The sequence below is a fragment of the Clostridia bacterium genome (genome assembly GCA_017410375.1).
Taxonomy (GTDB): domain Bacteria; phylum Bacillota; class Clostridia; order RGIG6154; family RGIG6154; genus RGIG6154.
The window spans coordinates 15,706-29,718 of record JAFQQW010000042.1 but is presented as its reverse complement, the minus strand read 5'-3'; the positions used below and the strand labels follow the sequence as shown (position 1 = coordinate 29,718).

Below are 14,013 nucleotides of genomic sequence, written 5' to 3'. Positions count from 1 at the left end.
TTTGCTCGGGGTTGTTTTTTTAGGCTTCGATTTCTTTTTTAAGGTCTGCCGACTTGTACAGTCTGTCAAGAAGCTTTGCACTTTCTAAAATGTTATCGATATGGGTTTTAGTCTTTTCGCCGGTATCGATTGCTTTTAAGAATGCTTTATTTTCTTCTTCGTACATATTCGGAATATTGTATTCGGGAATAATGGTAGACAGGGTTTCACCGTCATAGAATTCAAACTTACCGCCGTAAGTCAGACGCGCACCGCCCTTATCACCCATAAAATCAATAAAGGTATCACCTTTGAAAATATTCTGTGCCCATGCACCGTTAAAGGAAATGGACGCCTTATCGGTACGGATAAAGCCGGTAATAAAATCGTCTACATCATTGGTACCGTTTTCAACATCAGCGGTATTTTCTGCCCACATGCTGGTATATTTGTAGTTCTTCATATCCTTTGCCATTTCGTTATACGCGTTACAGGTAAGAGTTTCCAGCTTCGGACCGCCTAAGATGTACAAAATCAAGTCCATGTAATGCACACCCCAATCAATCAGAACGCCACCGCCCGACTCCGCTTTTGTGGTGAACGCACCACCGAGTCCCGGAATGGAGCGATGTGCGCGGAAAGAGCAGTAAACATGATAAATGTTACCGAATTTACCCTGTCTGTTCATTTCTTCCAGCATTTCAACCGACTTATGATAACGGTTACAAACACCAATATTTAAAAGCTTGCCTGCTTTGTTTGCCGCTTCTGCCATTTCGCAGGACAAATCATAGTTTACGGTAATGGGCTTTTCACAGAATACATGCTTGCCCGCCTTTAACGCATCCATGGTTATGGTGTAGTGCGCATAGTTCGGGGTAAGTACATAAACCGCTTCCACTTCCTCGTCTGCCAAGGCAATGTTATAATCTGTAATACACTGTTCAATTTTGGTGTATTTTGCTTTTGCTGCTTCTGCTTTTTCCAAAATCAGGTCACAGGCATATTTGATGCGCACGCCATCAATTTTTTCAAACGCCGGAAAATGTGCAGCATCCGCAATTCTACCGCAACCGATAACTGCTATTGTTTTCATATTTCTCTCTCCTTTTTTTATTTTCTTATCTTTATTATAAAAACTTTAAATCTAAAAGTATATATAAATTCAGATACACAATCTTTAAATTCGGATAAAATTAAAGGCGTGAAAAGCTTTGCTTTCACGCCTTGTTCTTATTTATATTTGGGTACAATCAACTGCCTGCCCGAAAGAGAAGTGTTTTCATGAATACCGTTTGCATCCATAATGGACTGCACCGATGTGGAATACCGCTTTGCCACGTCCCATAATCCTTCTCCGTCCTTTGCAAAGCATATGGTAACCGAGGGTAAATCCTTTTTATTTTCCGCCTCGGTTACGGATACCGCACGCACCGCCTGCACAGGTTCTTCCGAGAGTAACACACCCGTAAACACCAAATTTCCGCGGATATCAATCACATAATCTCCGTTTAAGGTATAACTGATTCCGCTTGCCTGCACCAAAAGTTCCGGTTTTGCGTTTTCTGCACTGCAGGAAAACCGCTCGGCAAAAGGAATCTCCTTTTCCAGCACCGCGAGGGGCAGCTTAGCATCCTCCGTAATATAATGCACCTGCACTTTCACCGTTCCCTGTATATCGCACATGCCGTTTTCAACGGTCGTGTGCTTCACCTCAGGCTCGGCACTTAAATAAAACACCTGCCCCACCTTGGGCATCTCACCGAGTTCAATCTGTCCTTTAAAGCCTGTCTGACCGCTTAAATCCCCCGCATGCCGGAAAACCGAAAAGCGATCGGTCACCTTTTCCACATTCTGTCGTACCCCGTAGCAGTCGTTGAGTACGGCTATCGTTTGCGGTTTAAACATTTTAGCGGTTGCGTTTGCCATGCAATTTATATTCAGCACGCGCATTTCGCCCTTTGTATCGGCTTCCGATTCAAACTGAATACTTTCTACTGCAATGTTTTGCAGAAACAGCCAATCCTCTTCGATGCCGTCCACCTCAAAAATTTCGGTAAACGGAATACAAAGCGATGCGGTGCAAAGCTGATAGTTTTCGTCATTTACATACAAAATAACCACGTTCAAATCCGCTTTGACCACCACCTTGTTGTTTACGATTCTATACCCGTCGGTGCTGATTTTACCGTCCACCCTCAAAATTTCGTAAACCGACGGATTTTCGTTTGCAATTTCTACCTGCTCGCGGATTTCAAACCGTTTCTGATGCGCTCCACAGCTTTGCATAAACGAAAGGGGTTGCCTTTTTTGTTCTATGCCCTGCTCTTCAATTTCGGTAACCAACTCCTGTCTTTCTTCTTTATAGCTGCAAACCGCAATGTCTGCGTGCACTCTTGCGCTTACCTTTCTGCCATTTACAATGCGTGCATCTGCTTTTTGAACCGCTGTATCGGTTATCGCAATGCAGTCTGTGTCGCATCCCTTTACATCCACCGCCTCGGTAAACGCCTGCTCACCCGAAAGCCGTTTTACATCTCCGTCCGCATTTTGACAAAGCACAAAGCAATGCACTATGCCCTGTACCATAACCTTATCCTTTTGCACTTCGGTACTGTTTACCGTTACGGTTGCTTCTGTCCGCAAAACCTTTTCAAGCTCGGTATCCGCTTCCGTCAACGTCATGTCCATCTCCTGCGACACACCCGTTTTCCCGTTTCCCGCCACCGCCTGATATAAAATTTCGTCTTTTTTCATGTCCATGCTCTCTCCTCCGTTCGTTTTCTGTTCCATCCTATGCGCAAAGAGATTCTTTTATGTATAAAATTACCGCCTTTTCAAATACTAAGGACATGAAAACATCTAATTTTTTTAAAAAACTGTTTCGTTACACCCCTGAAACACCCAAAACCGATTTTGTTCCCAAAGCCCCTGAGGCACCGCCTGAAGAGCCTGATTTAGCACAAAATATTTTCTTAAGCTGTGCCGAAAATCTGACCTTTATCCGAGCGGTTTATTCCCTGCCTCAAAACAGCGATATAAAGGTGCGCGAATTTTTAATCGGCCAATCCAAAAAAGCCTTTTTACTGTTTGTGGAAGGCTTAGTTCGGGACGACAGCATCGGCAACCACATTTTAGCGCCTTTAATGCTTCTGCCCCAATCAGACATCACCCCTGACAAATTAAACGACCAACTGCTCCTGAACAACCAAGTCACCCAAAAGCAAACCTTTGCAGACGTTTTCAGCGAAGTGAACATGGGAAACTGCCTGGTTTTTGTAGAAGGCTTTTCTTCGGCATTTTCGGTAGACGTCAAAGGTTGGGAACGCCGTGGTATTGATTCTCCCATCACCGAGCATGTCATCTACGGTCCCCACGAGGGCTTTAACGAAAATTTCAAGGTCAACACCGCACTCATCCGCAAAAATTTAAGAAACGAAAATTTAGTATGCGAAACCCTTTCTTTAGGAAAACAAAGCAAGACTCCCTGCGCATTGCTTTATATTAAAAACGTAACCAATATGTCTCTGGTTAAAGAAATGAAACGCAGGCTTAGAAGCATTGATGCCGACTTTGTGTATCAGGCAGGCGAAGTGGAGCAATTTATCGAAGATGCTTCCTTTGCCCTTTCTCCGCAGTTTTTAACCACCGAACGTCCCGACAAAACTGCAAGCGCGCTGGTGGAAGGAAAGGTCGCCATCATTGTGCACGGCAGTCCCTTTGCGCTGATCGCACCGGTGGCATTTACCGAATTTTTAACCAGCCCCGAGGATCAGAATGTCCGTTTTCCCTTTGCAAACTTAATGAAAGGAATCCGCCTTTTGGGCATCCTTTCTTCCTTTTTATTGTCGGGCATTTATATTGCCATTGTAAATTTTCACCATGAAATGATTCCGCCCGACTTGCTGTTTGCCATAGAATCCGCGCGGGAATCGGTTCCGTTTTCGGCTCTTTTTGAGATTTTGCTGATGGAAATCGCCTTTGACATTATCCGCGAAGCCAGCCTGCGTGTTCCCTCTCCCATCGGCTCAACCGTCGGTATCATCGGCGGTCTGATTGTGGGGCAGGCGGCAGTTTCTGCAAACTTAGTGAGTCCCCTTGCCATCATCATTGTTTCGCTGACGGGCATCGGTTCGTTTGCAACGCCCAATTACGCCTTAAACTTTACCTTCCGCTTTGCCCGTTATCTCTACATTCTTTTAGGCGCAAGCTTTGGCTTTTTGGGCATTACTGCTGGGCTATTTTTGCACGCAACCCTCCTTTCCGAAGTAAAATCCTTGGGTGTTTCTCTTTTTACCACCTTAGCAAGTGACGACAAAAAAAGCCTTTTATCCTTTTTGTTCCAACCGCCTGCCTGGAAAAAAGAAAGTCGACACAGCTATGTGCAGGCACAACAAACCGAATTGCAGGCAAAAATCAGCAGAAAGTGGGTGGAATAATGCAAAAAATATCCCGTTTCGAGGCGGTTTCTCTTACCGTAAATCTGCTTTGCTGTAAGCTGTTTTTATTAACCCCCTCATTTTTCATTGAAAACGCAGGCAGTGCTTCGCTTTTAACCGTACTGATGATTTACGCAATCGCACTTCTGTTTTTTCTGTTTTTTAAAAAAAGAACAGACAGCAATCTCTTTTCTCTGATGCCATCCTCTTTTTTAAAGCGCCTGTTTCATTTTACCGCTCTGCTTCTGACCCTGTTTTGCTGTACCGTAAACTTAAGCCTGCTCATCTACTTTTTAAAGCTTCTGGCATTCCCCCGCTCCCCCTTTTTATTCCTGGCAATCCCCTTCGGGCTTGGTATGATTGTCTGCGCAAAGGGCGGTATACAAAGCATCGGCAAAACCAACGGCTTTTTTGTACCCATTCTGTTCGGTGTACTTTTGTTTCTGCTTGCCCTGCACCTTAAGAAATTTTCGTTTTTCAACCTGTTTCCCTTTTTCGGGAAAGGCGTGTCCGAAACATTTGTAAGCGGTATTTTTATGCTTTCCTCGCTGTTTGAAATTCTGATTTTGTTTTATCTGACCGAGGATTACAACGGGAACATTTCTGCCGTTGCATTTCCTTCCTTGTTCATTTCTGCCCTTTTGTATCTGTTTGTCATCGGTGCCACCCTGCTTACAGACACGTCACGCACCTTGCCCGCCGTTTTTACCGTTATGCAGACAGGCTTGTTTGGCAGAAGCGACGGCTTGTTTTTAATTTTGTACACCCTTTCGGGACTGCTGTATCTTTCATCCATGCTCTTTTTTGCCACAAGAATGTTCCAAAAAGCATTTTTGACGCCACACCGGAAGCCCCTATGCACACCGCTTGCCTTGCTTTGTATTGCGTTCAGCGAAATTACGTTTTTAAATCCTGAAGGACAAGCCTTTTTAAAGCACGCAGGGCTGTTTCTATGGCTGATTCCGTTTTTGATTCCGCTTATCCTTATGATGCTGCCCAAAAAGAAAAAGGAGACACCCCATGTGTAAAAAAACGCTTTGCTTTATACTGATATTTTTGTTATTGCCCTGTGCCGGCTGTTACGATGCCATTGAAATTGACGAGCTTGCGTATGTGGTTGCTGTCGGTATAGACAAAAGCGAAAGCAACACCTTCCGCATCACCTTTCAGTATGCTGTCCCTTTGAACATTGCGAGCGGTATTGACGGAAGCAAGGGAGAAGAAGCACCCCTAAACAGCCTCACCTTTGACACCGACTCTCTGCATCTGGCGTTGGATACCGCCAACAGCAAGATTGCCAAAATTACCGATTTATCTCATTTAAGCGTGATTCTGATTGGTGAAGAAGCAGCCAAATCTGATTTGGATTACCTCCGGGAGGACATAAAAACTGTATCCGACCTGCGCCATGATGCGTGTATGGCAATTTGTGAGGGAAAGGCTGAAGAAAAATTAAATTCGGTTTCTTCCCCTTTAGAGCTTTCTCCCACCCGTTTTTATACAGATTTTTTCGCCAATCCTGCCTCGGGCTACGGTTTAAAGCAAACGGTTGCCGTATTTCTGCAAAAGCACCACGCACTGGCACTCCCCTTTCTGCAAAAAAATAATCCCTTTGAAATTTCGGGCATGGCAGTTTTAAAAGAGGACAGTCTTTTAAAAATCTATCTCAAAGAGGATATTTTACTCTATAATCTCTTAAAAAGCACCTTTTCGGATTTAAAGTATGAAACTGAAAACGGCGTGTACCGCATAGATGCGCGTTCCAAGCCCCAAATCACAATCCGCGCCGAAAGCAATCCCGTAATCTCGGTCTCGCTCGACCTGACAGGCGAACCCCTTTCGGGCAAGGATTTCCTGTTTTCAGACAACAAAAGAGCCGTGCAGGACATCACAGACACCTTAAAAAAAGACATTTCCGCTTTCCTGGAAAAAACGAAAAAAGACAACTGCGACCTGATGTTTTTTGAGCAATATGCACGCCCCTGCTTTGCCACCGAAAAAAAGCTTAAGCAATACAAATGGAGCCTAAAATATCCCTTTTCCGCCTTTTCGGTGCATATCAATTTCCGAAACACCAAAACCAATTAAAAGGAGTTTTGTACCTTGTTCCCTTCCCTTTTATACATTTTAACTCTCATTTCCGCCCTCCGCACCGCCTCTTTTGCCCTTTACTGCTTTAAACAACAAAAAAAGGGCTTTACCGCCCTTTTTTTACTTGCTGTATTATTACTTTTTTCCCCTTTTATTTCCCGGGCAATGAATGCCTTTCTATAGTTAACCAAATTATATAAACAAGATAACCGAATCATTATAGACCCACACTTCCCTTAAATATTATAATGAAGAAAAAGGGAGGAATGTATATGAAAAAAATTTTTTCACTATTTCTGGCAATATTGCTTTTGTTGCCTTGCTTTATAAGCTTGCAGGCACAGGCAACCCAAACAGAATACGTTGTACGCTATGACAATGCATCCGTCACCTACACCGGAACCTGGCAAGCCAGCTCACAATACAGCGATGCCACCACCGCAAGCAGTAAAATGACCTCTAATAAAACAGGCACTGCAACATTTCCTTTGCCGAGCGGCGCTCCTGCAGGGGAATATGCGGTGTACTATTTTCTTGCCCACACCACCACAACCGGCATGACCGTTACGGTAAATGACATCAATACGCATTTCAGCGCAACTGTTTACGGCTATCCGACAGGTGCGGTAAACCAGTACATACGTTTAGGCGGTGACACAACCTTTACCATGAAGGGCGACGGCACCGACAAGGTTGTTTTGACCGGTAGCTCTGCAAGTTATGCAAGAGCTACCTCTGTAAAATTTGTATATATGGGTCAGACAAAAGAAACCCATAAGGTTTTGTATAATGACAGCTCTGTAACCTATACCGGCACGTGGACAACCGCCAACCAGTATGCAGATGAAACAACCGCCACAAGCTCCATGACCTCAACTGCAAATTCTACCGCCTTTTTCCCACTACCCCAAAATGCAACAGCAGGCTCGTATGCGATTTACTACTATTTAACCCACACAACCTCCGGCTACACTGCAAGCATTGGCAGTAACAGCTACACCCTGACACCTTCTTCTTACGGTTATACAACCACCGCCACAGCGGTACGCAACTGGATTCGCGTCGGCGGTGCTGATGCCGTTTTTGACCTAAAGCCGGGCGATGGTATAACATTGACCCGAAACGGATACACCCGTGCAACAGCCGTTAAATTCGTACGCATTGGAAACACCGATACCAATTACTTAACACTTCCTTTTGACAGTGACGCAGAACTTTCAGACATCAGCGCAAATCAGGGTGAACTGTCTGTAGCAAACGGTTGTCTCAGCTTCACCCACACCGGAAGCACACAGTCAAATATTACTTTCCCTGCTTTAAAAAACACACCTGCTACCGGAGATGTTGTACTGGACTTTACCACAAACATTGCGCAGATGTCCAACAAAATGGTGTTTTTAGTCCGCGCAGGAAACGCAAACAAGCTTTTCATGCACAGTGAGCTGTATCAGACCGCCGACGGCATCCAGCTCCAATACTATAACGGTTCATCCACTGCTACTGTATCGGACAGCGGTTACTATTTCATTCCCGGTACCAATTACCGCTTCGTGATTGTGTTCCATACAGGCAGCGCAACCTACGACATCAAGGTATACGATTTAGACAATCAATACCTTGTAGAAAGCATTTCCGGCATTGCCCCGAAGGCATCTGAGGTCACCGCCGATTCCGCCATCAAAAGTTTCGAGATGCAGAATCACAATGCGTCGCAGCAAGCCGCGGTATCGGGCTGGTCCATGTCAGAGTTTTACATGTATGACAGCGAAAAACTCTCGCTTCCAAGCTACCCTGCACCGCCCGTAGTATTAAAAACCTTTGAAAGAATCGCCCTTGCAAACAAAGGCTTTTCAAAATCCGGAAACTGGGAAACGGCAAAAATGCCCGACTCGGCAGGTACGGAAAGCAGTTTATACACAACCCTTAAAGGAGAATATGCCATGTACACACCAAGTAAGCTTACACCGGGCTGGTACAAAGTAAGCTTCTGGAACATCAAATATCAGTCCAACCAGAACCCCATGAAAATGAATGCAAGTGTGTATTCGGATGGTCGCCTGCATCAGAATCTTCCGCTTCCCGTAAATACCGAATCGGAAGACAGAGGCGGTATCTGGAGCGAAATCGGCACATTTTATTTTAACGGTGACAACACCGAATATGTTTCCCTCGTCGCTACAGGCGGAAGCTATGCCCGCGTAGCTGACGTAAAATTTGAATTGCAGGAAAACTACACACCAGACTATACCCTGATTGCAGACAAGACCTCTGTTGCTTTGCAGAGCAATTTAAAGCTCGACAGCCCGGGCGGTATATACACTTTCTATACAGACGGTATCACAAACGGCACCATGCGCATCCTTCGCAACAAAGAAGAACTTGCCGTAAACCGTATTGTATCAGACGGACAAAAAAACAAAATTGGCACCTTTGTACTACCTGAAAACGAATTTATCACCATGCAGTTTAACGGAAATCTGAATAACGGAAAGCTGTATTTTGAAGAAGCAACCAATAAAAAACACGCAATCATCCGCTTAAGCGACAACCTGATGAACGGTGAACAGGTGTTCTGTCTTTCAGCAGGCGATTTCAACATTGAAGCCGACGTTTTAAATCCCGATAATCCAAGTGGCACCGCAACCTTATTTGTTGCCCTCTTTGACGGCAAAACCTTAAAAGACATCTCTGCATCGGACTGTGCACCTTTAACGAACGGGAAAGCAACCTTAAGCACAGACCTTTCGATCAAACAAATCACCGATAACAGTTACTTAAAAATCATGATCTGGGATTCTGTGTCGGGTATGCATCCGCTGACCGAAGCTTCCTTCGTATACCCCTACTCCGCGGTTTCGCCTTATCTGGTTTTGGCAACCGACTTTACGGAAATAGGCTCCTGGAGTTTAGGATTACCGAATGATGATTCCGCATTTTCTGCATCGGTACTCTCGGGACTTACCACAGATGGAGAAACCCGTCCTGCAACCTATACTTTAAACTGTTCAGAACCCGGAACCTATAAGCTTTGGGTGCGTGGCAGAAACTTCGCCGACACCGCCGGGAAACGACATTTTAAAGTTGCCGTAAACGGTACAGAAAGCGAAGCTGTCTTCGGCTCTGTTGTAGAAGACGGTTACATTTGGGAAGACGGCGGCACCGTAACCTTAAATGAAGGGGAAAACATCTTATCTGTTATCGACAGTTCCTGCTATTATGCACGTTTAGATGCGATTCTTCTGACAAAAGATTTAAGCCATGTGCCTTCCGAAAGCTACGAAGAACTTACCACTTACGCAAACAAGGTTCAGAATTTGCCCACGCAATTTACCGAAGCAGACTTTATGCGTGACGTAACCATAGATGAAAACTTCAGCGGCGGTAACATCCTTGTGGACGGCATGAAGCAAAATGTGATATATGTCCGTCCCGATTTGTCTGACACCTCCACCGACTGGTTCTACTGGAATTTCAAGGCAACCTCCGAAACCGACCGCACCGTAACCTTTAAATTCAAAGGCACACCCTATATTATTTCTGCTTCCGGCGTGGCGTACTCCTATGATGACGAAACCTGGAACTACCTTTCGGAAAGTGCTTACAAAACCGAATTCACCTTTGATTTAAAAGCAGGTGAAACCGTACACTTTGCGTGTGCGATTCCTTATGTATACAGTGATTTAACCGCATTTTTGGACACCTGTGAAACCGATTACAGCCAAGCGGTTACCGTTTCTACCCTTTGTCTTTCGGAACAGGAACGGGTTGTGCCCATGCTGACCTTAGGCAACACCGAAAGTGAAGAGTGTGTTGTGATGACCTCGCGCCACCATTGCTGTGAAACAACCCCCTCTTTCCTGCTGGAAGGGCTTGTAGACTATCTTGCCACCGAAGCAAGTACAGATTTGCTTGACAAATACTGCTTCTACATTGTGCCCATGATGGATGTAGACGGCGTTGAAAACGGCGATCAGGGCAAGCTCCGGATTCCGCACGACCACAACCGCGACTACGACGAACAGATTTACAATTCCGTAAAAAGCCTTGTTTCGTTTGTAGAGGATAAAAATGTTGTGGCGTTTATGGACTTCCATTGCCCGGGTCTGCAAACACCCGACCCGTACTTCTATTATGATTCCACCAAAGACGAATCGCCTCTTGCTTCGTTCAGAGAAGCTTTATTGCAGACAATAGCAGAAGACACAACGCCTGATAAAATTGAATACCTCGGCAACACCGATTATGACGATGCATACTTTACATCCTGCTCCAGAGGCTATTTCTTCCTGAAAAAGAGTGCTCCCCTTGCCACCACTCTGGAATTTCCGTACACCGGAAGAGTCGGCAACGAATATACCCCTGCAAGAATGCACCACTTTGGCGAAAATGTCGGCAAGGCGTTTGAAACCTACTTGTTGAACAAATAAAAAATCCGCAGACTTTTTAAGTCTGCGGATTCTCTTTTTATTGGCTCTTTTTTAAGATTTTCAGTTCCTTCATAAAGGTTTCGATATCGTCAAACTCGCGGTATACCGAAACGAATCGGATGTATGCCACCTGGTCAAGTTGCCGAAGCTCTTCCATAACCATTTCACCGATGGTGGTTGTGGGGAGTTCTTTATCCTCGGTATTGTAAATGGCATTTTCAATCTTGCTTACAATATCCTCAAGCTGCGCTCTGGAAATGGGGCGCTTTTCGCAGGCATGCGAAATACCTGCCAGCAATTTACCCGCATCAAACAGCTGACGCGATTTATCTTTCTTAATAACCATCACCGAAATGTTTTCCACTTTTTCATAGGTGGTAAAACGCTTTTCACAGGAAATACATTCTCTGCGACGTCTGATAATGGTGCCCTCATCCGTCGGACGGGAGTCTATAACCTTACTTTCTTCGTGACCGCAAAAGGGACATTTCATATTTTCATCCTCCGGTTCCGTTCTTTTTTGTATATTTTACCAAAAAAATTAAAAAAAATCAAGTGTTTTGTATAAATTTTGTATTTACTTTTTCGAAATTTTGTATTATAATATAGTATATGTAATTTTATGTTAAGGAGAATTTAAATGGCTGAACAAGTACAGGAATTAAATGAACTTTTAAAAATCAGACGAACCAAGCTGGACGAGCTGCAGGCAGAAGGCAAAGATCCCTTTGTGATTACCAAGTATAATCCGGATGCCCACAGCACCGACATCAAAGAAAACTACGACGAGATGGAAGGCAAAACCGTAACCATCGCAGGCCGTATGATGTTCAAACGCGTAATGGGTAAAGCTTCTTTCTGTAATGTACAGGATTTAAAGGGAAGCATCCAGTCCTATGTTGCCCGTGACAGCATTGGTGAAGACGCTTATAAAGATTTTAAGAAAATGGATATCGGTGATATCATCGGTATCAAGGGTACCGTTTTCAAAACCAAGACAGGTGAAATTTCTATCCACGCAGAAGAGTTGGTGCTCCTTTCCAAGAGCCTGCAGATTTTGCCCGAAAAATTCCACGGTCTGACCGATACCGATACCCGTTACCGTCAGCGCTATGTGGACTTAATCATGAACGCTGATGTGAAAGATACCTTTATCAAACGTTCCAAGATTATCGCTACCATCAGAAACTTTTTGAACAGCCAGGGCTTTTTGGAAGTAGAAACCCCTATGCTGGTTGCAAACGCAGGCGGTGCGGCAGCACGTCCCTTTGAAACCCATTTTAATGCGCTGGACGAAGATTTCAAGCTCCGCATTTCTCTGGAATTGTATTTAAAGCGCTTAATCGTAGGCGGTCTGGAACGCGTTTATGAAATCGGCAGAGTATTCCGCAACGAAGGCTTAGATACTCGTCATAACCCCGAATTTACTTTGATGGAACTTTATCAGGCATACACCGACTACCACGGCATGATGGATTTGACTGAAAATCTGTTCCGCCATGTAGCACAGGAAGTACTGGGCACCACCACCATCACCTACAACGGTGTGGAAATGGATTTAGGCAAGCCTTTTGAACGCATCACCATGGTAGATGCAGTTAAAAAATATGCAGGCGTTGACTTTAACGAAATCGCAGACACCGAAGCTGCAAAGAAAGTGGCGGACGAGCATCATGTAGAATATGAAGGCCATCACAAGAAGGGTGATATTTTAGCATTGTTCTTTGAAGAATTTGCAGAAGAACACTTAATTCAGCCCACCTTTGTTATGGACCACCCCATTGAAATCTCTCCGCTCACCAAGAAAAAACCGGAAGATCCCAATTATGTAGAACGTTTCGAATTCTTCATGAACGGCTGGGAAATGGCAAACGCATACTCCGAGCTGAACGACCCCATCGACCAGAGAGAACGCTTTAAGGCACAGGAAGCACTCCTTGCTTTAGGTGACGAAGAAGCAAACACCACCGACGAAGACTTTATGTATGCATTAGAGCTTGGCATGCCCCCCACGGGTGGTATCGGCTACGGCATCGACCGTTTGTGCATGCTCATGACCGACTCTCCTGCAATTCGTGATGTGTTATTATTCCCTACAATGAAGCCGTTGGATAACAAATAATTAAAAAAGTGCAGTAAAATAGTGGGTTTGACAAATTAGTAAAATTGAAAAATACGCCAATTTACGCCAAACTTACGCCATAATATGCAAAAGGTTATGCACTAAATAGGAACCTTAACTATTAAACTCCTTGCAATGATACTGTTGCAAGGAGTTTTTCAAAAGATTCATTAATATACTTTTAAGGAGGAAAAATAAAATGCAAGACATTATAGAATGGTTAAAATTATATAAAGATTCTATATATGCTATAGGAATTATTTTGACTTTTGCAACCACTCTACTATCCGTGTACATGACATTCAAGAATAACAAAGCTATTCACTATGTTAATTCTATTACAAAAAATAGGGTTGAATGGATAGAAAAATTAAGAGACAGTATAGCTGATTTTATAGCACATACAAACATATACAATAATGTATACTATAAAAATGACTATGTTAAAAGTGGGCAGCATCTTGCCGAGTGTCAAAAGGTATGTTCAAAAATCAAACTACTACTTAATTGTTGCGATAAGCGAGACAATGAAATTGTTACACTTACAGAAAATATTCTTGATAATTTTCGTAATTATGTTGATGAAATGCATAATATGGATACAGATGAAAATGATTTTTTTATAGAAACAAAAGAATCAAAGGAATATAGAACATCTGTTGAAAATGACATTGACTTACTTACAGAAAAAGTTCAAATTTATTTGAAGAGTGAATGGAATCGAGTAAAATATGAATCACAAGGTAAAATTTATAAAAAAGAAGTTCAAGAATTTTACTATACTGAATTAGAGCATCAATATCAAAATTCAAATTATAAAACACGAAAAGCAAAAAGATTATTCATTGCCTTAAAATGCAAATTTATAACTATTCTCACCAGTCCTATTACATATGGTATTTTAATTTTATTATTTGCACTTATTATAATCGCATGACACACTACTAATCAAGTC

9 protein-coding genes are annotated in these 14,013 nt (G+C 43.5%); 6 read left to right on the top strand and 3 right to left on the bottom strand.

The features are described 5' to 3' along the window. Positions 1-19: 19 nt before the first annotated feature. Positions 20-1,075, bottom strand: a complete 1,056-nt coding sequence (locus IJE10_06025) for a Gfo/Idh/MocA family oxidoreductase (GenBank protein MBQ2967658.1) — start codon at positions 1,073-1,075, stop codon at positions 20-22. A 137-nt stretch (positions 1,076-1,212) separates the two neighbouring features. Then, positions 1,213-2,742 carry a DUF3794 domain-containing protein gene (locus IJE10_06020; GenBank protein MBQ2967657.1) on the bottom strand — a complete coding sequence of 510 codons (1,530 nt, stop codon included), beginning with the start codon at positions 2,740-2,742 and terminating at the stop codon, positions 1,213-1,215. Between the two features lie 53 nt (positions 2,743-2,795). On the opposite strand from IJE10_06020, the gene IJE10_06015 reads away from it, so the two are divergent. From IJE10_06015 to IJE10_06000, 4 genes are all read left to right on the top strand, one after another. Beyond that, positions 2,796-4,418 (top strand): spore germination protein, encoded by a 1,623-nt coding sequence (locus tag IJE10_06015; protein ID MBQ2967656.1) that lies wholly within the window; start codon positions 2,796-2,798, stop codon positions 4,416-4,418. Continuing rightward, positions 4,418-5,446 (top strand): GerAB/ArcD/ProY family transporter, encoded by a 1,029-nt coding sequence (locus IJE10_06010; protein ID MBQ2967655.1) that lies wholly within the window; start codon positions 4,418-4,420, stop codon positions 5,444-5,446. The genes IJE10_06015 and IJE10_06010 overlap by 1 nt, the downstream gene beginning before the upstream one ends. After that, positions 5,439-6,506 (top strand): hypothetical protein, encoded by a 1,068-nt coding sequence (locus tag IJE10_06005; GenBank protein MBQ2967654.1) that lies wholly within the window; start codon positions 5,439-5,441, stop codon positions 6,504-6,506. Before IJE10_06010 ends, IJE10_06005 begins: the two co-directional genes overlap by 8 nt. Before the next feature lie 275 nt (positions 6,507-6,781). Beyond that, positions 6,782-10,936: a hypothetical protein gene (locus tag IJE10_06000; protein ID MBQ2967653.1), complete on the top strand. Its 4,155-nt coding sequence runs from the start codon at positions 6,782-6,784 to the stop codon at positions 10,934-10,936. A gap of 37 nt (positions 10,937-10,973) precedes the next feature. On the opposite strand, the gene nrdR is transcribed toward IJE10_06000, so the two are convergent. Next, positions 10,974-11,429, bottom strand: coding sequence for a transcriptional repressor NrdR (gene nrdR, locus IJE10_05995; protein MBQ2967652.1), 456 nt, complete (start codon positions 11,427-11,429; stop codon positions 10,974-10,976). 147 nt (positions 11,430-11,576) lie between these two features. On the opposite strand from nrdR, the gene lysS reads away from it, so the two are divergent. Continuing rightward, positions 11,577-13,058, top strand: a complete 1,482-nt coding sequence (gene lysS, locus IJE10_05990) for a lysine--tRNA ligase (GenBank protein ID MBQ2967651.1) — start codon at positions 11,577-11,579, stop codon at positions 13,056-13,058. Positions 13,059-13,257: 199 nt separating this feature from the next. Beyond that, complete coding sequence (locus IJE10_05985; GenBank protein MBQ2967650.1) at positions 13,258-13,995, top strand: hypothetical protein; 738 nt, start codon at positions 13,258-13,260, stop codon at positions 13,993-13,995. Positions 13,996-14,013 lie beyond the last annotated feature (18 nt).